This is a genomic window from Streptomyces sp. NPDC014801 (genome assembly GCF_043082085.1).
Classification (GTDB): Bacteria; Actinomycetota; Actinomycetes; order Streptomycetales; family Streptomycetaceae; genus Streptomyces.
In genome coordinates, this window is sequence record NZ_JBIBXG010000004.1 from 387,730 (window position 1) to 409,366 (window position 21,637).

The 21,637-nt window shown below is 72.8% G+C and carries 21 protein-coding genes; 13 read left to right on the top strand and 8 right to left on the bottom strand.

From position 1 onward, the window contains the following. Window positions 1-22 precede the first annotated feature (22 nt). Window positions 23-910, bottom strand: a complete 888-nt coding sequence (locus ACF1AL_RS11175; protein ID WP_391825819.1) for a class I SAM-dependent methyltransferase — start codon at window positions 908-910, stop codon at window positions 23-25. A 324-nt stretch (window positions 911-1,234) separates the two neighbouring features. Here ACF1AL_RS11175 and rpsA point away from each other — a divergent pair, with 324 nt between their 5' ends. From rpsA to ACF1AL_RS11195, 4 genes are all read left to right on the top strand, one after another. Continuing rightward, window positions 1,235-2,725 (top strand): 30S ribosomal protein S1, encoded by a 1,491-nt coding sequence (gene rpsA / locus ACF1AL_RS11180; protein WP_103782508.1) that lies wholly within the window; start codon window positions 1,235-1,237, stop codon window positions 2,723-2,725. A gap of 370 nt (window positions 2,726-3,095) precedes the next feature. Next, window positions 3,096-4,034, top strand: a complete 939-nt coding sequence (locus ACF1AL_RS11185; protein WP_391820616.1) for a PAC2 family protein — start codon at window positions 3,096-3,098, stop codon at window positions 4,032-4,034. Between the two features lie 85 nt (window positions 4,035-4,119). Next, window positions 4,120-4,734 carry a dephospho-CoA kinase gene (gene coaE / locus ACF1AL_RS11190; protein WP_391820617.1) on the top strand — a complete coding sequence of 205 codons (615 nt, stop codon included), beginning with the start codon at window positions 4,120-4,122 and terminating at the stop codon, window positions 4,732-4,734. A 74-nt stretch (window positions 4,735-4,808) separates the two neighbouring features. Then, a complete protein-coding gene (locus tag ACF1AL_RS11195; RefSeq protein ID WP_366835833.1) occupies window positions 4,809-5,189 on the top strand; it encodes a tetratricopeptide repeat protein in 381 nt (126 codons plus the stop codon). Window positions 5,190-5,241: 52 nt separating this feature from the next. On the opposite strand, the gene ACF1AL_RS11200 is transcribed toward ACF1AL_RS11195, so the two are convergent. Continuing rightward, window positions 5,242-5,508, bottom strand: coding sequence for a DUF6343 family protein (locus ACF1AL_RS11200; RefSeq protein ID WP_366835832.1), 267 nt, complete (start codon window positions 5,506-5,508; stop codon window positions 5,242-5,244). A 149-nt stretch (window positions 5,509-5,657) separates the two neighbouring features. On the opposite strand from ACF1AL_RS11200, the gene ACF1AL_RS11205 reads away from it, so the two are divergent. Then, complete coding sequence (locus ACF1AL_RS11205; protein ID WP_391825820.1) at window positions 5,658-6,350, top strand: class I SAM-dependent methyltransferase; 693 nt, start codon at window positions 5,658-5,660, stop codon at window positions 6,348-6,350. A 206-nt stretch (window positions 6,351-6,556) separates the two neighbouring features. Here ACF1AL_RS11205 and ACF1AL_RS11210 read toward each other — a convergent pair whose 3' ends face one another. After that, window positions 6,557-7,054, bottom strand: a complete 498-nt coding sequence (locus ACF1AL_RS11210; RefSeq protein WP_391820619.1) for an RNA-binding S4 domain-containing protein — start codon at window positions 7,052-7,054, stop codon at window positions 6,557-6,559. Window positions 7,055-7,308: 254 nt separating this feature from the next. On the opposite strand from ACF1AL_RS11210, the gene ACF1AL_RS11215 reads away from it, so the two are divergent. After that, window positions 7,309-8,067, top strand: a complete 759-nt coding sequence (locus ACF1AL_RS11215) for a uracil-DNA glycosylase (RefSeq protein WP_391778757.1) — start codon at window positions 7,309-7,311, stop codon at window positions 8,065-8,067. A gap of 49 nt (window positions 8,068-8,116) precedes the next feature. Then, on the top strand, window positions 8,117-9,070 hold the full coding sequence (pip, locus tag ACF1AL_RS11220; protein WP_391825821.1) for a prolyl aminopeptidase: 954 nt from the start codon (window positions 8,117-8,119) through the stop codon (window positions 9,068-9,070). 64 nt (window positions 9,071-9,134) lie between these two features. On the opposite strand, the gene ACF1AL_RS11225 is transcribed toward pip, so the two are convergent. Continuing rightward, entirely contained in the window at window positions 9,135-9,596 is a 462-nt protein-coding gene (locus tag ACF1AL_RS11225; RefSeq protein WP_391825822.1) for a GNAT family N-acetyltransferase, read from the bottom strand. Between the two features lie 156 nt (window positions 9,597-9,752). Between ACF1AL_RS11225 and ACF1AL_RS11230 the strand changes: the two genes are divergently transcribed. The 3 genes from ACF1AL_RS11230 to ACF1AL_RS11240 all read left to right on the top strand — a co-directional run bounded on the left by ACF1AL_RS11230 (window position 9,753) and on the right by ACF1AL_RS11240 (window position 13,428). Further along, the gene (locus ACF1AL_RS11230) at window positions 9,753-10,559 is read left to right on the top strand and encodes a nucleotidyltransferase domain-containing protein (RefSeq protein ID WP_391825823.1); all 807 of its coding nucleotides are present in this window, start codon (window positions 9,753-9,755) and stop codon (window positions 10,557-10,559) included. Window positions 10,560-10,728: 169 nt separating this feature from the next. Then, window positions 10,729-12,726, top strand: coding sequence for an FUSC family protein (locus ACF1AL_RS11235; protein ID WP_391697391.1), 1,998 nt, complete (start codon window positions 10,729-10,731; stop codon window positions 12,724-12,726). Window positions 12,727-12,783: 57 nt separating this feature from the next. Next, window positions 12,784-13,428, top strand: coding sequence for a DUF899 domain-containing protein (locus ACF1AL_RS11240; protein WP_386420710.1), 645 nt, complete (start codon window positions 12,784-12,786; stop codon window positions 13,426-13,428). 353 nt (window positions 13,429-13,781) lie between these two features. Here the strand turns inward: ACF1AL_RS11240 and ACF1AL_RS11245 are convergent, their stop codons facing one another. The 3 genes from ACF1AL_RS11245 to ACF1AL_RS11255 all read right to left on the bottom strand — a co-directional run bounded on the left by ACF1AL_RS11245 (window position 13,782) and on the right by ACF1AL_RS11255 (window position 17,594). After that, the gene (locus ACF1AL_RS11245; RefSeq protein ID WP_391820656.1) at window positions 13,782-15,896 is read right to left on the bottom strand and encodes an ABC transporter ATP-binding protein; all 2,115 of its coding nucleotides are present in this window, start codon (window positions 15,894-15,896) and stop codon (window positions 13,782-13,784) included. A 487-nt stretch (window positions 15,897-16,383) separates the two neighbouring features. Next, entirely contained in the window at window positions 16,384-16,794 is a 411-nt protein-coding gene (locus ACF1AL_RS11250) for a hypothetical protein (protein ID WP_391820622.1), read from the bottom strand. A gap of 32 nt (window positions 16,795-16,826) precedes the next feature. After that, entirely contained in the window at window positions 16,827-17,594 is a 768-nt protein-coding gene (locus ACF1AL_RS11255) for an ATP-binding protein (RefSeq protein ID WP_391825824.1), read from the bottom strand. Between the two features lie 319 nt (window positions 17,595-17,913). On the opposite strand from ACF1AL_RS11255, the gene ACF1AL_RS11260 reads away from it, so the two are divergent. The 3 genes from ACF1AL_RS11260 to ACF1AL_RS11270 all read left to right on the top strand — a co-directional run bounded on the left by ACF1AL_RS11260 (window position 17,914) and on the right by ACF1AL_RS11270 (window position 19,974). Next, complete coding sequence (locus ACF1AL_RS11260; RefSeq protein WP_366835818.1) at window positions 17,914-18,774, top strand: helix-turn-helix transcriptional regulator; 861 nt, start codon at window positions 17,914-17,916, stop codon at window positions 18,772-18,774. Continuing rightward, the gene (locus tag ACF1AL_RS11265; RefSeq protein ID WP_366835817.1) at window positions 18,775-19,050 is read left to right on the top strand and encodes a DUF397 domain-containing protein; all 276 of its coding nucleotides are present in this window, start codon (window positions 18,775-18,777) and stop codon (window positions 19,048-19,050) included. It abuts the gene before it with no gap. Between the two features lie 99 nt (window positions 19,051-19,149). After that, window positions 19,150-19,974 carry an SAM-dependent methyltransferase gene (locus ACF1AL_RS11270; protein WP_391697382.1) on the top strand — a complete coding sequence of 275 codons (825 nt, stop codon included), beginning with the start codon at window positions 19,150-19,152 and terminating at the stop codon, window positions 19,972-19,974. A gap of 218 nt (window positions 19,975-20,192) precedes the next feature. On the opposite strand, the gene ACF1AL_RS11275 is transcribed toward ACF1AL_RS11270, so the two are convergent. Then, window positions 20,193-21,611 carry a PLP-dependent aminotransferase family protein gene (locus ACF1AL_RS11275; RefSeq protein WP_391825825.1) on the bottom strand — a complete coding sequence of 473 codons (1,419 nt, stop codon included), beginning with the start codon at window positions 21,609-21,611 and terminating at the stop codon, window positions 20,193-20,195. Window positions 21,612-21,637: the final 26 nt, after the last annotated feature.

The window sequence follows — 21,637 nt, forward strand, 5'->3', positions numbered from 1 at the left end:
CCCCGCCCGCTGGCGCCCCGCCCTAGTCCCGCTCGCAGACGAAGATCGCCGTGCCGGGGATCAGATGCCCGCGCATCGGCGACCAGCCGCCCCACTCGGAGGTGTTCCAGTCCGGCCACTCCGGCTCCACCAGGTCCACCAGCCGGAACCCGGACGTCACCACGTCCCGCACCCGGTCGCCGATCGTGCGGTGGTGCTCGACGTACACCGCGTTGCCGTCCTCGTCCTGCTCGACGTACGGCGTGCGGTCGAAGTAGGACGCCGCGACCGTCAGCCCCTCCGGGCCGGGCTCGTCGGGGAAGGCCCAGCGGATCGGATGGGTCACCGAGAAGACGAACCGCCCGCCCGGCCGCAGGACCCGCCGCACCTCCCGCAGCACCAGCCGCGGGTCGGCGACGAACGGCAGCGCCCCGTACGCCGAGCACGCCAGGTCGAAGGAGGCGTCCGCGAACGGCAGCGCCGCCGCGTCCGCGCACACCAGGGGAAAGGAGGAGCCGATGCGCAGCGCGTGCTGAAGCTGGCGGTGCGAGATGTCCAGGGCGACCGGATGCGCGCCCTGCGCGGCGAGCCAGCGCGCGCACTGCGCGGCGCCGGCGCCGATCTCCAGCACCGTGCGCCCCTTCAGCTCCTCGGCCTGCCCGAGCAGCGCGGCCTCCACCTCGTCCAGCCCCTCGGGCCCCCACACGAAGCGGTCGTCGCCGAGGAACGTGCCGTGCTCGATCTGGTACTCGTCGGCGTTGCGGTCCCACCAGCCCCGGTTGGCGCGGGCGCTCTCGGTGACCCCCGCGGCGCGCCGGGTGGCCTCGGCCTCGGCGTCGGGCGCGGCGGGAGCGGGCTGGGTGGATACGGGCTCTTGGATGATCGGCTCCCTCGTCGTACTCTCTGGTCCAGACCGTCCCGGGGGCGTCATCAGAGGGGCGTGGTGCGGCCCGTGTGGCCTCACGAGACAGCTTTTGTGCCGGGATTGCGGTGATCCGCCCCGGGTGTGCGGCTTCGCGCATTGACCCTGCCCGGCCGCGCCCGTATGCTACAAGTTGCGCTGCGGGCCTGCGCACCTCAGACGTAGCAGGCTGCGCTCGCATCTGTTGTATGTCCCCTCGGTTGTCGAGGCGCCACAGGGCACCTGGTGCTCGGAGTGTGGCGCTTCCTTGGCTGTCCGGCTTCTGCAGAGCGAAACGGGCTCCGGCGTAGCAGTACCTACGACTTCAATGTCCGTACCGGAGCCCTTTTCCACATGACGAGCAGCACCGAGACCACCGCCACCACCCCGCAGGTAGCGGTCAACGACATCGGTAACGAGGAAGCCTTCCTCGCCGCGATCGACGAGACGATCAAGTACTTCAACGACGGCGACATCGTCGACGGCGTCATCGTGAAGGTCGACCGGGACGAGGTCCTGCTCGACATCGGTTACAAGACCGAAGGTGTCATCCCGAGCCGAGAGCTCTCGATCAAGCACGACGTCGACCCGAACGAGGTCGTCGCCGTCGGCGACGAGATCGAGGCCCTGGTCCTCCAGAAGGAGGACAAGGAAGGCCGCCTGATCCTCTCGAAGAAGCGCGCCCAGTACGAGCGTGCCTGGGGCACCATCGAGAAGATCAAGGAAGAGGACGGCATCGTTACCGGTACCGTCATCGAGGTCGTCAAGGGTGGTCTCATCCTCGACATCGGCCTCCGCGGCTTCCTCCCGGCCTCCCTGGTCGAGATGCGCCGTGTCCGCGACCTCCAGCCCTACGTGGGCAAGGAGCTCGAGGCCAAGATCATCGAGCTGGACAAGAACCGCAACAACGTGGTCCTGTCCCGCCGTGCCTGGCTGGAGCAGACCCAGTCCGAGGTCCGCCAGACGTTCCTCACCACCCTGCAGAAGGGTCAGGTCCGTTCCGGCGTCGTCTCCTCGATCGTCAACTTCGGTGCCTTCGTGGACCTGGGTGGCGTCGACGGTCTGGTCCACGTCTCCGAGCTGTCCTGGAAGCACATCGACCACCCCTCCGAGGTTGTCGAGGTCGGCCAGGAGGTCACCGTCGAGGTTCTCGACGTCGACATGGACCGCGAGCGTGTCTCCCTGTCGCTGAAGGCGACCCAGGAAGACCCGTGGCAGCAGTTCGCCCGCACCCACCAGATCGGCCAGGTCGTGCCCGGCAAGGTCACGAAGCTGGTTCCGTTCGGTGCGTTCGTCCGCGTGGACGAGGGCATCGAGGGTCTGGTCCACATCTCCGAGCTGGCCGAGCGCCACGTGGAGATCCCGGAGCAGGTCGTCCAGGTCAACGACGAGATCTTCGTCAAGGTCATCGACATCGACCTCGAGCGTCGCCGCATCAGCCTCTCGCTGAAGCAGGCCAACGAGGCCTTCGGTGCCGACCCGACGGCGGTCGAGTTCGACCCGACCCTGTACGGCATGGCCGCGTCCTACGACGACCAGGGCAACTACATCTACCCCGAGGGCTTCGACCCCGAGACCAACGACTGGCTCGAGGGCTACGAGAAGCAGCGCGAGGAGTGGGAGCGCCAGTACGCCGAGGCGCAGCAGCGCTTCGAGCAGCACCAGCAGCAGGTCATCAAGTCCCGCGAGGCGGACGCCCAGGCCGCTGCCGAGGGTGGCGAGGCTGCCGCTCCGGCCGCGACCGGTGGCTCGTACTCCTCCGAGGGTGGCGACACCTCCGGCGCCCTGGCGTCGGACGAGGCGCTGGCCGCGCTGCGCGAGAAGCTGGCCGGCGGCCAGAGCTGATCGCTTGCCGCTGAGGCTCAGCCGGTAGTTGCTGAGGGGCCGTACCTTTCGAGGTGCGGCCCCTCGGTCATGCGTGGTGGCGTCTGCCGGACGCCTGTCGTCCTGCGGGTAGCGGGTGCGGGTGCGGGTGCCGGTGCCGTGCCGGTGCCGGTGCGGGTGCGGGTCCGGTGCGGTTTCGGGCGCGGACGTGGGTGCGGCGCGGATGCCGGTGCCGGTCCGTCGTGGCTGGTCACGCAGTACCTCGCGCCCCTTCGGGGCGTTGCCGGCGCCCCGCGTTTCTTGATCTTCGGATCCTCGTGCGGCGTGATCACGGGAATGCTCACGCTGCGTTCCTCGTTGTTCTCTTCGGACACGAGGAGGAGCGGTCACTGTGCTTGATCCGCAGGGTTTGTACACGTGGGAGCCGAAGGGGCTGGCCGTCGTCGACATGGCGCTCGCCCAGGAATCGGCCGGACTTGTCATGCTCTACCACTTCGACGGATACATCGACGCGGGGGAGACCGGCGACCAGATCGTCGACCGGCTGCTCGACGCGCTGCCCCACCAGGTCGTCGCCACCTTCGACCACGACCGTCTGGTCGACTACCGCGCCCGCCGCCCGCTGCTGACCTTCCGCCGCGACCGCTGGACGGACTACGAGGAGCCGGCCATCACCGTGCGGATCGTCCAGGACACCACGGGCGCCCCCTTCCTGCTGATGTCCGGCCCCGAGCCGGACGTGGAGTGGGAGCGCTTCGCCGCCGCCGTACGCCAGATCGTCGAACGGCTCGGGGTCCGGCTGTCGGTGAACTTCCACGGCATCCCCATGGGCGTCCCGCACACGCGCCCGGTCGGCCTCACCCCGCACGGCAACCGCACCGACCTCGTCCCGGGCCACCGCAGCCCCTTCGAGGAGGCCCAGGTGCCCGGCAGCGCCGAGGCCCTGATCGAGTACCGCCTGATGGAGGCCGGCCACGACGTCCTCGGCGTCGCCGCGCACGTCCCGCACTACATCGCCCGCTCGCCGTACCCGGACGCGGCCCTCACCGTGCTGGAGGCCATCACGGCCGCCACCGGGCTGGTGCTGCCAGGCATCGCGCACTCCCTGCGCAACGACGCCCATCGCACCCAGACCGAGATCGACCGCCAGATCCGGGAGGGCGACGAGGAGCTGACCGCCCTCGTGCAGGGCCTGGAGCACCAGTACGACGCCGCGGCCGGCGCCGAGACGCGCGGCAACATGCTCGCCGAGCCGGTCGAGATCCCCTCGGCCGACGAGATCGGCCGCGAGTTCGAGCGCTTCCTGGCGGAGCGGGAAGGCGACCTCTGAGGCCGCGGCACGCCCTGCGGGGGCCGCGCCGGCGTGACGCGGCCCACGGGGCGGGCCGTCGGCCGCAGGCCCTAAGCTTCCGCTCATGCTGACTGTGGGCCTGACCGGTGGCATCGGCGCCGGCAAGAGCGAGGTGTCGCGGCTGCTCGTCGAGTGCGGGGCCGTGCTGATCGACGCGGACCGTATCGCCCGCGAGGTCGTCGAGCCGGGCACACCCGGCCTGGCCGCCGTCGTCGAGACGTTCGGGTCCGAGGTGCTCACCGCCGACGGCAGACTCGACCGGCCCAAGCTGGGCTCCATCGTCTTCGCCGACCCCGCCAAGCTCGCCGCCCTGAACGCGATCGTGCACCCGCTGGTCGGCGCACGCTCGCGCGAACTGGAGCAGGCCGCCGCCGAGGACGCCGTCGTCGTCCACGACGTCCCGTTGCTGACCGAGAACGGCCTGTCGCCGCTGTACGACGTGGTCGTCGTCGTCGACGCGAGCCCCGCGACGCAGCTGGACCGGCTCGTACGGCTGCGCGGCATGAGCGAGGAGGACGCACGCGCACGCATGGCCGCGCAGGCCTCGCGCGAGAAGCGCCTGGAGATCGCCGACATCGTCATCGACAACGACGTGCCGCTGGAGCGGCTGCAGCGGCGGGTGCGGGAGGTCTGGGAGGAGCTGGCGCGCAGGGCGGGGGAGTCCCGGCAGACCCCGTGATCGGCGAGGGTGGCGCAGGAATAGGGGTACTCGGACGGGGCGTTGAAGCCCTCGAGTGAGGGAAGGAATGCTCCGTGCCCCAAACCAGCGGTTCGACCGGAGGTACTCCGGAAACACACGTCATCGACTTTCGTGCCGCCGAGCAACTGCTCGCCGCCCGCGATCCGCGGGGCGCGGTGAAGCTGCTCGACGGAGTGATCGCCGCGCACCCGGAGAATACCGCCGCCCGGCTGCTGCGAGCCCGCGCGTTCTTCGCCGCCGCGCAACTGCGGCCCGCAGAGCTGGAATTCACCATCGTCCTGGAGCGGGAACCGGACAACGCCTACGCCCACTTCGCGCTCGCCCGCACCTACGAGCGCCAGGGCCGTGACGACCAGGCGCGGCGGCACTTCCGGCTGGCGGCCGCGCTGGACCCGAACCCGCGGTACCTGAAGGCGGCCCGCTTCGACGCGTGAGCCCCCGCTGCGATGCCTAGACGTCAGGCTCGATGCGCAGGCCGCCCCGCCCTCACCGCCGGCGCTGCTCCGGCGGCCGGTAGGGCGGGATGTCCGGGCCGGGCTGGAAGTGCGGGCCCTGCCGCATGTGCCGCAGGATCACCGTCATGTCGACGGTGATCACCACCCACAGCACGCCGAAGGCCGCCGCCCACCCGGGCCGCCCGGCGAGGGCGAACGCCGCGGTTCCCGCGACCGCCCAGATCAGGCCCCACACGCTCAGCCAGAAGCGCATCCGCAGGGCACTGCGCGCTGTCGTCGGCTCACTCCCGGTACGCATCGCGATCACCACTCCTCCTTGCAACGTACTCCTGCCCGGGGCCCGCACCAAGTGGTCTCCGGGCGGGCCTCGAACGGAGGGTCTTCGCTCGAACGGGTGAAGAAGGGGCATGGGGGAACGGCCGTCCGGGAGCGGGCCGTTGAACGGGCATGGGACGGACGAAGCGAGCAGGACATCAGGGAACGGGGCCGGGGCCGATCACCCCGGACGGCTGCGCGGTCGAGCTGTACACGCGGCTGCCGATCGGGGACGAGCCGGAGATCATCGCCGGGGCCGTGCCGCCCGGCGCGCGCATCCTGGAGCTGGGCAGCGGCGTCGGGCGGATGACCCACCGGCTGCTGGAGCGCGGCTTCACGGTCACCGCGGTCGACGAGTCGGCCGAGATGCTGGAGCACGTGCGCGGAGCACGCACGATATGCAGCCCCATCGAGGACCTCGACCTCGGCGAGAGATTCGACGTGGTGCTGCTCGCGTCGTTCCTCGTGCATTCCGGGGACGTCGAGGTGCGGCGTGGGCTGCTGCGCACCTGCGTGCGGCACCTCGCCGAAGGGGGCTGTGTGCTGATCCAGCGGGAGGGCGAGGACTACCACACCGAGGTGCCGCGCGAACGCGTCGACCCGAGCGGCTTCACCGTGCGGATCGCCTCGGCGAAGCCGGTCGGGGACGGAGTCAACGAGGTGCTGTGCGAGTACGTGTTCCCGGACGCGGTCTGGACCCAGACCTTCCGCACCCGGCCACTGACCAGGGAACAGTTCGAGCAGGCGCTGGCGGAGGAGGGCCTGAAGGTGGACCGCTACCTGACGGAGGACCGCATATGGGTGCGGGCGGTACGGGCGGCGTGAGGCGGTACGGGCGGCGTTGAGCGTGTGGGCGACCCTGAGCTGCGGCGGCGTTGACCGGCGCCGGGGCGGCGTGGCGCTGAGCGGCACTGGCGCGGCGTCGAACGGCACCCGCGACGTCGACGGGCACCCGGCGGCGGTGACCGGCACGGGCGGCGGTGACCGGCACCGGCGGCTTCGCAGGAGGTGCCGGCCGCCGGTGCCCCGCGTCAGCGGCGTCCCGACCCTCCGGTACCGCTGCCGCCCATGCCGGACAGGCCGCGCAGCGCCCGGAGCCGTTCGAGTTCGCGGCGGTCGCGCTTGGTGGGGCGGCCGGCACCGCGGTCGCGGATGCCCGCGGGAGCGACGGCCTCGCGAGGCGGGGGCGGCGGGCTGTTGTCGATGTAGCACTGGACCGCCACGGGCGCTCCGACCCGCTTGCGGATCAGCCGCTTCACGACCACGACCCGCTCCCGGCCCTCGTGCCGCAGCCGCACCTCGTCGCCCACGCGGACGTTGTACGCCGGCTTCACGCGCTCGCCGTTCACCCGCACGTGCCCGCCACGGCAGGCGGTGGCCCCCAGGGAACGCGTCTTGATCAGCCGCACGGCCCAGATCCAGCTGTCGATCCGGACGGACTCCCCGGGCCCCGGCCCGGCGGCCTCGGCGGCCGCCACGGCAGCGGCGATCTTCGGATCCGTGATCTCCTGCGGGGCGGCGGCGTCCACGGAGGACGCGGCGGCGTCGGCGTCCGCGCCCGCCGGACCAGAGCCCGCCGGACCAGAGCCCGTGGCACCGGAGCCCGTCGGACCGGAGCCAGCCGGGCCAGCCGTACGGGACGTCCCCGCGCCCCCGGGAGCACCGCCCCCGCCGGCCGTGTCCGTCGTCTCGTGGTCCGCACCTTCAGCAACCATGTTTCCGACCTTAACTCTCAGGGCCGGGTGTCCCGTACGGGTTTCCTGCCCTCGCCTACCGTGGAGCCATGACCCCCAGCACAGCCTCCGGACTCGCCGACCTGGACCAGCGGATCGCCGGATGCCGGGCCTGCCCCCGGTTGGTGGCCTGGCGGGAGGAGGTGGCGCGGACGAAACGGGCAGCGTTCGCCGAGTGGACGTACTGGGGGCGGCCGGTGCCCGGGTTCGGCCCGGCCGACGCGCGGCTGCTGATCCTCGGGCTGGCGCCGGCCGCGCACGGGGGCAACCGGACGGGACGGATGTTCACCGGCGACCGTTCCGGGGACGTGCTGTACCAGGCGCTGTACGACGTGGGGCTGGCCTCGCAGCCGACCGCCGTCAGCGTGGACGACGGTCTGGAGCTGTACGGCGTGCGGGTGACCTCGCCGGTGCACTGCGCGCCGCCCGCGAACAAGCCGACGCCTCAGGAGCGGGACACCTGCCGGGCCTGGCTGGTGCAGGAGCTGACGCTGCTCAGGCCCACGCTGCGGGCGGTGGTGGTGCTGGGGGCCTTCGGCTGGCAGGCGGCGCTGCCCGCGTTCGCCGAGGCGGGCTGGCCGGTGCCGCGCCCACGGCCTGCGTTCGCGCACGGCACGCAGGTGACGCTGCACCGCGGTGATGGAGGTGACGGCACGGAGACCGAGGACGATGGCGGCGCCCCGCTCAGGCTCTTCGGCTGTTTCCACGTCAGCCAGCGCAACACCTTCACGGGGCGGCTCACCCCCGAGATGCTGCGGAACGTGCTCCGCACGGCGGCGCAGGCGGCCGGGCTGCCGCACACCGGCTGATCACCAAATTGAGGTGACCGGGGCGCGCGGGCCCACGTACGGTGCGCGGATGGCCCTCTACCCCGAGATCGAGCCGTACGAGCACGGCATGCTCGACGTCGGAGACGGCAACCGCGTCTACTGGGAGACGTGCGGCAACCCGCGTGGCAAGCCCGCGCTGGTGCTGCACGGTGGGCCGGGATCCGGGTGCACGCCGTATCCGCGACGGCTGTTCGACCCGGAGGCGTACCGGATCGTGCTGCTGGACCAGCGCGGCTGCGGACGGTCGACACCGCATGCGAGCGCGTACGCCACGGACATGAGCGTCAACACCACCGAGCACCTCCTCGCCGACCTGGAGCTGCTGCGCCGGCATCTCGGGGTCGAGCGGTGGCTGGTGTGGGGGGTGTCCTTCGGGTCGATGCTCGGCCTGCGGTATGCGCAGACACATCCGGAAGCGGTGTCGGAGCTGGTGCTCACCGGTGTCGCGACGGGGACGAACGCCGAGGTCGAGCTGCTCACCAGAGGACTGGGGAAGATCTTCCCGGATGCCTTCCGGAGCTTCCTGGCCCAGGTGCCCGAGGAGGAGCGCGCCGGAAATCTGGCCGCGGCCTACCACCGGTTGCTGGAGTCGTCCGATCCCGGGACGCGCCGTCGGGCCGCTCGGGCCTGGACGGACTGGGAGACGGCGATCATCCCGGCGCCACCGCGTTCGGTGGCGCGGTTCGAGGACGAGCGGTTCAGGACGGGCTTTGCCCGCACGGTGACGCACTACTGGGCCAACGACCACTTCCTCGACGATCAGGGCGCGGTGCTGCGGGACGCGCACCTGCTCCGGGGCATCCCCGGCACCCTCGTCCAGGGCAGCCTGGACTTCGGCAACCTGCTCGGCACCGTCTGGCGCCTGCACCACGCCTGGCCCGGCAGCGAACTGCTGATCGTCGACGAGGCCGGACACGACGCGGGGGCGCCCGGGGTACAGGAGGCACTGGTGGCGGCGACGGACCGGTACGCCGGACACTGACCGACACGCATCCGCGCCCGAAGTGACGCCGGACGGGAACCGGCCGCACCGACCGACTGCCGGGTCAGGGCGCCCAGACGTACCGCACATCCGGCTCCCGCTCCTCGTTGCGGCTGCCGTCGGTGAACTCGGCCGCGACGAAACCGTGCCGCTCGTAGAAGCGCCGGGCGGGCCCGTTGACCTGGAAGGTCCACAATTGCAGCCCCCGCGGCCGCAGTTCCTTGGCCAGCGCGACGAACCGGTCCCCGATCCCGCACCCGCGCACCTCGGGCTCCAGATACAGCTGCGCGAGCTCACCCCCGTCCAGCACCATCAGCCCGACGACCCGCGCACCCCCCTCCTCGGCCACCCACGTCTCCAACTCGGGCACCACGACGTACCGGAACCACCCCCGCACCTCAGCGTCCGAATGCGCCCGCACCACCTGAGGCAGCGCGGCATCGAACGACCGCAGATACACACCGGCGAGAACCTCGGCGTCGGCGGGGATGGCGGGGCGCAGAGCGACCTGCGGCCGGGTGTCCACGAAAGGGCCTCCTCAGGAGAAACGACCCGCCGATCCTGCCCGGACGGCGCGGTCACCGCACGTGGATAAATCGCCTCGCGCCTCCGCCACACCCCACGTACGCTGCGGTCGATCCCGATCCCGATCCCGGCCCCGTCCTCCGCTGGAGCCCCGCCCGTGTCGTCCGTGCCCTCCCAGCCCTCTCCCACCGACCAGGCCTTCCTCGACGCCACCGCCGACCGTCTCGCCGGCCTGCCCGCCGTCCGGGCCGTCGCGCTCGGTGGGTCCCGGGCGCAGGGGACGCATCGGGCCGACAGTGACTGGGACCTTGCCGTCTACTACCGGGGGGCCTTCGATCCCGGTGATCTGCGTGCCGTCGGCTGGGAGGGGGAGGTCTCCGAGGTCGGTGGCTGGGGCGGGGGTGTCTTCAACGGCGGGGCGTGGCTGACGATCGACGGGCGGCGCGTCGACGTGCACTACCGCGACCTCGACGTGGTCGACCACGAACTCGCGGAAGCGCAGGAGGGACGGTTCCGGGTGGAACCGCTGCTCTTCCACCTCGCGGGCATTCCGAGCTACCTGGTCGTGGCCGAACTCGCCGTCAACCAGGTCCTGCGGGGGCAGTTGCCCCGGCCTCGGGCATACCCTCCGAAGCTTCGCGCGGCCGCTGCCGAGCGCTGGTACGGCACGGCCAGCGCCACCCTCGCGTATGCGAAGGCCAACCACGCCCCCGCGGGCCGGCTGACCGAGGTCGTCGGGGCCATCGCCACGGCCGCCCTGCAGGCCGGTCACGCCAGGCTGGCGGCGCGGGGCGAGTGGGTGACGAACGAGAAGCGGCTGCTGGAACGGGCGGGGCTGCGGGAAGTGGACGGCATCATCGGTTCGTTGCCCACGGGAGCCGGACCGGACGCCCTGGCGGGGGCCGTCGATGCCGCCGAGGCCGTCTTCGCTGCGGAACGGCGACGCCGGCACGCGAGCGGCTGAACTTCCGGGCCGCCGCTCCGCAAGGCCGGATCAGGCCACATCCGTCACATCCCCGAAACACCATCGTCCCCGTCCGGCCAAGAACGCGATCTACCGTGGGTGGCACACCCGCTCGGCCGCCGTTGTCCGAAGGCGTACCCCCGCCGTCGTCCGGACAGGAGGCCCTGCCGTGTTCCGCCGTACCGCTCCCGCCGCCGCCCTTCCGCCCTGGCTCGCGCATGCGTTCCGTGGGCAGCGGGGGCCCGTGCCGTGGAATGCCGTGGTGCGCGGGGCGTTGGCCGCCGGTCCGCTGCTGGTCGTGGCGCTGGGCCTCGGACGTACGGGTCTGGGGGTCGTCGCCGCCATCGGGGCGATGTTCGCCGGCATCAACGACCGGCCCGGGAGCCGGCGGGCGGCCGTGCGGCGGATCGGGGTGCCCGCGCTCGCCGGAGCCATGGGGCTCGTGGTCGGGACGTACAGCGCCCAGTACGCCGAGGCCGTCCTGCTCACCCTCGGGCTCGCCGCGCTCGGGCTGGTCGCCGGTGGAGTCGGCGCCGTGGGGCCGGTCGCATCGGCGGCAGGGACCCAGCTGCTGGTCGCGTCGGCCGTCGGGGCGGGAATGCCGTTGGCGGAGAGCGGGTGGCTGCGCGGGCTCGGCTTTCTCGGCGGGGCGGGGTGGCTGCTGGTGCTGCGGCTCGCGCTGCCCTCGCCCGGGGCCGTCGCGGGGGAGGGACGGTTGCGGTCTGCGGGCCGGAAGGGCCTGTTCGGGTTCCTCGGCCGGGAAATCCGCTGCGAGACGCGGCGGCCGGTGGGGCGGCTCGACTTCCGGTTCGACGGGGAGCGGGACGCCGTCGCCCGGGTCTACGACGCCGTCGCCGCACTGCTCGACGCCGCCGGGGGGCCGTCGGCCACCGCGCGGCGCATCGCGCTCACCGCCGCCCTCGACCATGCGGAGGACTGCCTGTCCGGGCCGCGGGTCCGGAGGTACGCCTCCTCCGCCGCCGAGCGACGGCTGCATGCGCAGTACGGCGCCGCCCTGCCGCTCGCCGAGGCCGCCACCGCGCTGGCGTGGGCCGGGGAGCCGGTCGCGGACCGGGCCGGTGACGGGGTCCGGCGGCTCGCCGCCGCCGTGCGGGACAACGTCCCCGTCGGGCCCGTGCCCGCACCGGGCCGCACCGCACCCGCCCTGCGCGCCCTCGACGACGCACTCCTGCGCGCCGCCGAGGTCTTCGACCGTGGGCACGGCACCCCCGTGCCCACCCCGCGGCGAAGCACCCGCCAGGTGCTGCGCCTCGTCCTCGGGAGCGGTGGGCGCGAGTACGGCGTGCGCGTGGCGCTCTCCTTCGGGGTCGCGGTCGCCGTGGCGCAGGCGTTGCACCATCTCAGGTGGTACGGGCCGCACAGTCACTGGTACTGGCTGCCCGCCACCGCCGTCTTCCTCGTCAAGCCCGACCTCGGCCCGCTCGCCTCCCGCGTGCTGTGCCGGGCCGCCGGGACCGTGCTCGGGGCCGTCGTCTTCGCCGCGCTCGCCGCCGTACTGCCCCGGCCCGCCGGGCTCGTGGTCCTGGTCGCCGTGTGCGGTGCGCTCGTGCCCGTCGCCACCCGGCACTTCGCCGCGCAGACCGCCGTCGTCACCGTCCTGGTGCTCGCGCTCGTCATGGTGGGCGGCGAGCCGCAGGCGTCGTGGAGCCGGCTCGGGGAGACGCTGCTGGCCTGCGCCATCGTGCTGGTCGTCGGGCATCTGCCGGTGCCGGGGCAGCGCGGCGGTGGCGTACGGGACCGGCTCGCCGTGGCGGCCGGGGCGGCGGACGCCTACCTCACGCACGTCCTCACCGCGGCCGGACCCGGATCCGGGAAGGGGGCCGCTCCGTCTCCTCCTGGCCCCGGTGGTCCCGGCTCGCGCCCCGTCCGCTGGGTGCTGCGGCGCGAGGCCTACCGCACCCTCGCCGAGGCCCGTGCGGCCAGCGCGCTCGCCGCCGCCGAACTGCCCCCGCTCGCACGGCACTCGGCCGGCAGCGGTCAGGTCGCCGCCGTGCTCGAAGAGCTCGTCGACACCGCCACCGCGTGCGCGGTCCAGCTCGACGACACCGGACGCCTCAGTCCGCGGCACGAGCGGCGCCTCGCCGAACTCCTCGGCCACCTCTCGTCCGCCCCCGCGGCCGGGGAAATTTTTCCGCTGCGCCGATGAGTTCCGCGCCGGCCGCCGGTCACCTCCTGGGAACGGACCGTTGTCACAGGAGGGTTCATGTCGCTTCCGGAGGTCGTCTCGCGCGAGCAGTGGCGCGCGGCGCGGGAGGAACTGCTGGTCAAGGAGAGGGCGGTCACCCGCGCGCGGGACGCGCTCATCGCGGAGCGGCGCCGGCTGCCGATGGTGGAGGTCGACAAGGAGTACGTCTTCGAGGGCGGCGACGGCAAGGCCACGCTGCTCGACCTCTTCGAGGGGCGGGAGCAACTCGTCGTCTACCACTTCATGTTCGCCCCGGAGTGGGAGGGCGGCTGCCGCCACTGCTCCGCTTTTCTGGACCAAGTGGGGCATCTCGCCCATCTCCACGCCAGGGGAACGTCGTTCGCGGCGGTCTCCCGGGCGCCGTTCACCCGCATCCTGCCGTTCAAGGCGCGGATGGGATGGACGCTGCCCTGGTACTCGTCGTACGAGACCGATTTCAACCAGGACTTCGAGGTGACCCTCGAGCAGAGTGACGGCTCTCTCACCGAGCGACCCGCTCTGAGCTGCTTCCTGCGGGAGCGCGACCGCGTCTTCCACACCTATGCGGCGTACGACGGGGAGCTCGACGGCCTCGGTTCGATCGGCGGTCTGCTGGATCTGACGGTGCTCGGACGGCAGGCGACAAGGGTGCCGGTGCGCTATCACGACGAGTACGAGGACTGACACGCTTCGTGCCGGACGGGTGCGTTCCGTATGCGGAACCTCACCCTTCGCGGTGAACGAGTGTCAACTACGTCTCAGTCGGGTCACTGAGCGAGCCGTAAGACCTCCGCAGGGCGTTAACTCCTACACGGACAACGCTTTGTGGAGGTGCGAGATGGTGAACGGGCGAACGGTGCTCGAACGCTTTCCCGCAGGCGGGCCGCGCGGATCGTGGCCCGCGGAGGAGTTCGCGCATGCGCGGCGACAGGAGGGTCTGCCCGCCGAGGTTGTCATGGACCTCGCGAGCGACACGTTCCTCGTGATCGTCCGGAGCGGGGACTCCACGGAGTGATGCGCGCGTCGCGCGCCGCAGGTCAGCCCGCCGCCGAACCTCTCGGGGCGGGCACCGCCGTCTTCACCGCCGGGTCCTCTGGCCCCGCGCACGGTGCCGTGAAGGCCCCCTGGCCATCCTGGACGGCAGCCTTGTCCTCGGCGTCCTCCCGGGCGGCGGCCAGGGCCCCGGAGTCCTCCCGGACAGCGACCTTGTGCACGGCGTCCTCTCGCCCGGCGACCTTGTCCTCGGCGTCCTTCCGGGCAGTGGCCGGGTCCTCCCGTCGCGCCCCTGCCCCCGGCGTCTCCCTGCCGCCCACCCTCAGCGTGAACTGTTCCGCCTGGAGCGCGTACAGCTCCGCGTAGAGCCCGCCCTTGGCCAGGAGCTCCTCCGGGGTGCCGGTCTCCACCAGGCGGCCCTGGGCCAGCACGTGCACCAGGTCCGCGTGGCGCACCGACGCCAGGCGGTGCGTGATCAGGACGACCGTCTGCCCCGCGGCGGCGAGCGCGCGGATCTTGTCGAAGACCTCGACCTCGGCCCGGGCGTCCAGGGCCGCCGTCGGCTCGTCCACGATCAGGATGCGCCCGCGCCGGTAGGCCGCCCGGGCGATCCCGAGACGCTGCCACTGCCCTCCGGACAGCTCGTGGCCGCCGGAGAAGTGCTTGGCCAGCAGGGTGTCCAGGCCGCGCGGCAGGTCCGCGACCACGTCCTCGGCGCCGGCCTGCCTGATCGACGCCGTCAGCCGCTCCTCGGTCAGCGGGGCCGACGAGCGGCCGATCGCCACGTTCACGCGGGCGGTGAACGGCCACCGTTTGAAGTCCTGCGCGACCATCGCCACCCGCTCGGCCAGCAGCCGCCGGTCGGCCCGGGCCGCGTCGACGCCGTCCCACAGGATCCGGCCGCCGTCCGGCCGGTACAGCCCCGCGAGCAGCTTGACCAGCGTCGTCTTGCCGGAACCGTTCTCCCCGACGAGCGCGATGATCCGGCCCAGCGGAAGCGTGAGCGTGACGTCGTCCAGTGCCGGGCGCGCCGCGTCGCCCGGGTAGCGGAAGGTGACGTTCTCGAAGCGGATCTCCCGCGGATCCTCCGGCAGGGGATCGCCGCCCACCGGAATGGCCCGTTCGGCGGCCTCCTCGTACAGCTTCTCCAGGTCCCCGACGAACAGGGCCTCCTCGTGCAGCTCGTTGATCTCCAGCACGAGCGTGTTCAGGCTGGTCGAGCCGCTGCGGATCGCGACCACCGCCGTGCCGGCCACCGACAGCGCCATCGCCCCGGTCAGCAGCAGTCCGCCGAGGGTGGCGTAGGTGGCCACCGTCGCCAGGCCCGTCCAGGACGCCGCGATCAGCCCGGTACGGGCGGCGAGCCGGGCGAGACGGGCCTGCTCGGCCTCCGCCGTCTCCGACATCGCCCGGAAGTGACGCAGCAGGAACGGGCCTACCCCGTGCACCCGGATCTCCGGCGCGGCCTGCGGCTCGGTCAGCAGGCTGCTGAGCAGGTGCCCGGCGCGGGCGTGCTGCACCCAGGTGTGGAACGACGCGTACCGGCGCCGCGCGTTGGTCAGCGAGCTCCACGCGCTCGGCAGGGTCATGGTGACCAGCAGTGGCAGCAGCGCCGGGTGCAGCACGGTGAGCACGCCGGCCGCCGCGACCAGCGAGATCACCGCGTTCACCACGCGCGTGCCGTACATGATCATCCGGCGGGCCGACGAGGCACCGTACTGAGCCGTGTCCAGCAGTTTGTGGAAGGCGTGGTCCTCGATCGCCGCCAGCTCGACGTTCGCGGCCCGCTCCAGGTACAGCTCCGTCGCCACCCGCTCCACCTTCGGCTCCAGCCGCCCGGTGGCATACGTCGACGCCGCGTGCAGCAGCGCCGAGAGCAGCAGTACGGCGGACAGCGCGACCAGCGCCGGGGCGGCGCCCCGCAGCCGCGCCTCCAAGGGGCCCTCGCCGAGCAGGCGGCCGAGCACGCTGTTGACCGCGAGGAGGCCGACCGCCTGCCCGAGGCCGCGCCCGGTCTCGGCGAGCAGCACCGTACGCGTGGCCCGGCGGTCGGCCTGACGGGCGAGTCGGAGGCTGGAGCCGAGCAGGGCGGGCAGCCGGGTGACCATCGCGCGCAGGTTCAGCTCCAGGAACGCGTCCCCGTGCCGGTTCCAGCCCATGTCGTAGCGCAGCGGCCCGCCGAACAGCAGCCGCTCCGACTCCGACACCTCCCGCCGGTCCGCGTCCTGCTCGCCGCCGCCCACGTGACCTCCCCCGATTCCGGCCAAGGGCCCACTATCGCGGGGCCGACGGGCCGCGGGGGAGGGCGCAGAGCGGGGGGTGGGGGAGCGGGGCGCGCGCGGGGCGAGGTGTGCGGGTGCGCGGGCGTACGCGGAGCGGGATGCGGGAGCGCGGGCGTGCGCGGGGTGGGGGTGGGGTGCGGGAGCGCGGCGCGGTGGTGTGCGTGTCCGGGTGCGCGCGAGGCGGGGGCGGTGGTCGAGACCGAGGCCGGCTCGTCCCGGCGTTACGGGCCGCCGCGACCGCTGCGACCCGCCACCGCGGGCGTCACGCGTCGACCGGGCGAGGCCAGGTCAGGTGCCAACCGGGCCGACGATGTCACGTGCCGACCGGGCCGACGACGTCACGTGCCGACCAGGCCGGAAGACGTCACGCGCTGACCGGACGCGACCACGTCGGCGTCGTGCCCGTCAGCCGGCACAGGGCCAGATAGAGGGGGATCGGCGGGGTGTACGGAACGGTGTCGTCCGGGCGGTGGATGAGGCCCGGCGTATGGGCGGGGGGGCCGGAGTCGGGGAGGATCGCGCCGGTGGCGTAGTGCGCGGGGGCCGGCCACTCCAGGGCGTAGTCGGAGTCGGACGGGACGATCCACCACCAGCGCGCCTCGTCGGCGTAGACGCATCCGACGCGCGGCAGGCGGGGCAGGAGCAGCGGGCCGAAGCGGGCGGGCACGGCCACGGCGTCGCAGCCGAGCGGGGCGGTCATGCCCTCCGGGACGGCGAGGCGGCGAGGTGCCGCGGGCCGATGCAGCCGGCGCGTGAGCTGGACGAGTGTGTTCATGGAAAGTACCTGGCCGTGACCGTGTCCGGTGTTCACGGCCGCCCCCTTTCGCGCCCCGGCGCGGACACTCGTGGGTCCCCCTGCTGCGGGGCCGCGCCCGGGCCCCGGTGTCGCTGGGTCGTCCCTGGGTCCGGCTGCTGTCCGGTCCGCTGGGTCGTCCCCAGGCCCGGCTGGTGTCCGGCCGCTGCCGGGCCCCACTGCGGGGCGGTCGGTCCGTGGATCTCCTCCGGGGCCAGGATCACTCCCCAGTCGGCCGGCGCGGCGGCGCTCAGTTCGCCGGCGTCGCCCTTCCCCTCGTCGTCGCCCTCGCCGGTGCCGTCGGCCGGGCCGGGCTTGGGGCGGGTGCCCCAGCCCAGGTCGTTGCACGGCTCCGACGGGGTCCCGGGGGTGTCGGCCTGGCGGGACAGGTCCGCCCACACCAGCAGCCCGGGGCCGTGTTCCTGGGCTCCCCAGGCCTGGCACACCGCGTCGACCAGCAGCAGACCCCGGCCGTGCTCGGCCTCGCCCCGCTGGGCGGCCGGACGGGGATCGCCGGGCGCGCAGCCCTCGTCGCGCACGGCTATCCGCACGGTGTCGTCGTGGTCGTGCAGCTCGCAGACCACGCGGCTGCTCGCCGTGTGCACGATCGCGTTGGTGACCAGCTCGGATATGACGAGCGCGGCGGTGTCACAGGTGTCCTCGCCCACCGACCAGCCGGTGAGCCGGGCCCGCGTCAGCCGTCTGGCGCGCGCCGGGGAAGCCGGATGCGCCGCCAGCTCGAACCGGAACCGGCGCGCGGCAGCGTTCCCCGGAGGGTTCACTCCCGTGGCGGCACCGAGACCGATCGGGTCTGCGGCGGCGTCTGTTCCTAAGGGCGCGGACGGAATCACGCTTGCCACTATCTCCCCGCCGTGAACACTTGGCAAGTGTCACTCTGAAAGTTGCAGAGTGCTGTGTGCTCCCTGGAACCGTCATGGCACACTGCTCGCATCAGCACGTCGAAGCGGCGCCAGTTCGGATCGGCGGAGGTCCGCCCGGACCTTCGAAAAGATCTTCGAATGGCGCCGCAGGGCTGTCGGCAAGCAGATGCCGGGCTGTCAGCATGCAGATGTCGGGTGAGTCGCTTCCTGGAGGTGGAGCGTGAGCGAGCCGCGGTCCGCGCCGACCGTGGGTCAGGTGATCCTCGGCCGGCGCCTGCTGGACCTGCGGGAACGCGCCGGGCTCAAGCGTGAGGAGGCCGCCCGGATCCTGCGTGTCGCCCCCGCCACCGTCCGTCGTATGGAGATGGCCGAGGTCGCGCTGAAGATCCCCTACCTGCAGCTGCTGCTGAAGGCCTACGGCGTCGCCGACGACGAGGCCGACGCCTTCGTGCAGCTCGCGGAGGAGGCCAACCGGCCCGGCTGGTGGCAGCGCTTCCACGACATCCTGCCCGGCTGGTTCTCGATGCACGTCAGCCTGGAGGGCGCGGCGTCCCTGATCCGCCAGTACGAGCCGCACTTCGTGCCGGGGCTGCTGCAGACCGAGGAGTACGCGCGCGGGGTGCTGCGCTCGGGCGCCATCGGCCAGACCCGCCCCGAGGACATCGAACGGCACGTCGCGCTGCGCATGCAACGCCAGGAACTGCTCACCCGCGAGGACGCGCCCCGGCTGTGGGTCGTCATGGACGAGACCGTGCTGCGCCGCGCGGTCGGCGGACCCGAGGTGATGCGCGCCCAGATCGAGAAGCTGCTCGACGCCACGCAACTGCCCCATGTGACGCTGCAGGTCGCCGAGTTCTCGGCCGGCCCGCACCCCGGCACCTATGGGCCGTTCGTGCTCTTCCGGTTCGCCATGCCGGAACTCCCGGACATGGTCTACAGCGAGTACCTGACCGGCGCCGTCTATCTGGACGCGCGTCCTGAGGTGGCCGCCCACCTCGAGGTCATGGACCGCATGGCGGCACACGCCGCAACGGCACATCGCACGAAGGAGATCCTCGAGGATCTCCGCAAGGAGCTGTGAATGGATCACACCACGTCCCCGTCCCGCCCGCGGGTCCGCGCCGAGCGGATCTACAACGGCATGCCCGCCCGGGACCTGGGCAGCGAGGGCTGGCACAAGCCGTGGAGCGGCGGCAACGGGGGCAACTGCCTGGAGGCCATGAAGCTCGCCGACGGGCGCATCGCCGTGCGCCAGTCCACCGACCCCGACGGGCCGGCCCTGATCTACACCTCCGACGAGATGACCGCGTTCATCGAGGGCGCGAAGGCGGGGGTGGCGGACTTCCTGCTGTCCTGAAAACGCCTGCTGATTTTTCCTTCAACTACCTAATCCTGATACTCGGTTGATCACCGCACTCTCTTCCCGACTCTCTCCGCCTCAACGCGCCGGACGCTTATGGAGTTCCGCATGACCGGGCAGGACCACAAGGGCTCCGTCGAGATCGACACCAGCAAGCCGCATCCCGCACGGATGTACGACTGGTATCTCGGCGGCAAGGACAACTACCCGGTCGACGAGGAGATGGGCCGGCAGATGCTGGCCCTGGAGCCCCGGGTGCCGGTGATGGCCCGGGTCAACCGCGCCTTCATGCACCGCGCCACCCGGTGGCTGGCCGGGCAGGGCGTCCGCCAGTTCCTCGACATCGGCACCGGCATACCGACCGAGCCCAACCTCCACCAAGTCGCCCAGGGCATCGCCCCCGAGGCCCGCGTCGTCTACTGCGACAACGACCCGATCGTGCTGGCCCACGCTGCCGCCCTGCTGCGCAGCACACCCGAGGGGGTCACGGAGTACCTTCAGGCCGATGTACGGGATCCGGCCACCATCGTCGAGGGGGCGGCCAAGGTCCTCGACCTCACCCGCCCGGTGGCGCTCTCCCTGATCGCGCTGCTGCACTTCGTGTCCGACGAGGACGGCGCGCACGAGCTGGTGCGCCGCCTGCTGGCCGAACTGCCCTCCGGCAGCTACCTGATGATGACCCACGCCACTGCCGACTTCACCCCCGAGGAGTCCGCCGAGGCCACCGCGAAGCTCAAGGCCGCCGGCGTCACCCTGGCGCTGCGCTCCCGCGAGGAGTTCAGCCGGTTCTTCGACGGGCTGGAACTCGTCGAACCGGGCATCGAGATCGCCCACCGCTGGCGTCCGGAACTCGGCGAGCCGGTGCCGGGCCAGGACGACGGCGTCATCCCGGGATACGGGGCGGTGGCCCGCAAGCCGTGACACCGGCGGCGAAGCCGTGATGTCGGCCGCCGGCCATGACACCGGCGGCGAAGCCGTGATGTCGGCCACCGGCCATGAATCCGGCCCGAAGGTCGTGACACCGGGCCGAGGGGCGTGACACCGGCCCGAAGATCGTGACACTGGGCCGAGGGACGTGACAGGGACACCGGCCCGAAGATCGGCACGCCGGCCTGAGGGGGCCGGGGGCCGGCGGTGGTCTACGGCGGTGGCAGCACCCCGCACAGCGCGTCCAGTGCCGCGCCGTACGCGTGCTCGGAGGGGGTCGCGTAGCCGACGACGAGTCCGTCGCGGGCCGGCATGTCCGTCGCCGGGTGCCGGAACGCGGCGAGGCCGTCGAGGGCGATGCCCTGCCACCGCGCGGCCTTGACCGTGGACCGCTCGGTGCCCGGCGGCAGCCGCAGTACGGCGTGCAGCCCGGCCGCGATCCCGGTCACCTCGACGTGCGGCGCGTGCGCAGCGAGCGCCGCCACGAGCCGGTCCCGGCGGCCGCGGTAGTGCTGCCGCATCCGGCGCACATGCCGGTCGTACGACCCGCAGGCCAGGAAGTCGGCCAGGGCCAGCTGTTCCAGGGCGCCGGCCCAGCCCTCGCGTTCCCCCTTGGCCGCGAGCACCCCGTCGACGTAGCGCTCCGGCAGGGCCATCCAGCCGAGGCGCAGCGCCGGCGTGAGGCTCTTGCTGACCGAGCCGATGTGGATCACCTGCTCGGGGTCGAGCCCCTGGAGGGCTCCGACCGGCTTGCGGTCGTAGCGGAACTCGCCGTCGTAGTCGTCCTCGATGATCACCCCGCCACGCGCGCGTGCCCAGTCGACCACGGCGGCCCGGCGCGCGGCGTGCAGCGACCCTCCGGTGGGGAACTGATGCGCCGGCGTGAGCAGTACGGCCCGCTCGCGCCCCAACTCCGCCACACGCGCCCCCTCTTCGTCGAGCGGCAGCGGAACCGTCCGGACTCCGGCCGCCTTCAGCAGCTCCCGGTGGAAGCCGAGGCCGTACGCCTCCACGGCCAGCGGACCGCGCAGCACGCCGGTGCCGGGCGCGAACAGCAGGCGCAGCGCGTGCGCGAAGCCGGAGCAGACGACCACGCGGTCCGGGTCGGTGCGCACGCCCCGCGCGCGGGCCAGGTACTCGGTGAGCGCCTGCCGCAGCTCCACGCGACCCGCGGGATCGCCCGGCCCGAACACCTCCCGCGGCGCCCGCTGCACGGCCCGCCGGTAGGAGGCGACCCATGCCGTCCGCGGGAACGCCGACGCGTCCGGCGTGCCCTGCCGCAGATCGTGCAGCGGGCCACGCGCGCGTGGCGGCGACGTCCGGGGCACGCGCGGGGTGTCCCGCAGGAGCCGCGCACGTTCGGCCACCCGTGTGCCCGACCCTTGACGCGCCGTCAGCCATCCTTCCGCGACGAGTTCCGCATAGGCGTCGGCCACCGTGTTGCGGGCGAGGCCTAGGTCGGCGGCGAGCGAGCGGTACGGCGGCAGCCGCGTGCCGGGAGCGAGCCGGCCGCTGCGCACGGCCTCGCGCAGCGCCCGGGTCAGCGCGGCCCGGCGCCCGCCCGGGCCGGACAGCTCCAGATGCAGGTCGGCGCCGATGCGCTCAGCCGAATTGACCCATGAATCCGCCATGAAAATGCACCCTATCGCCGGTCGCA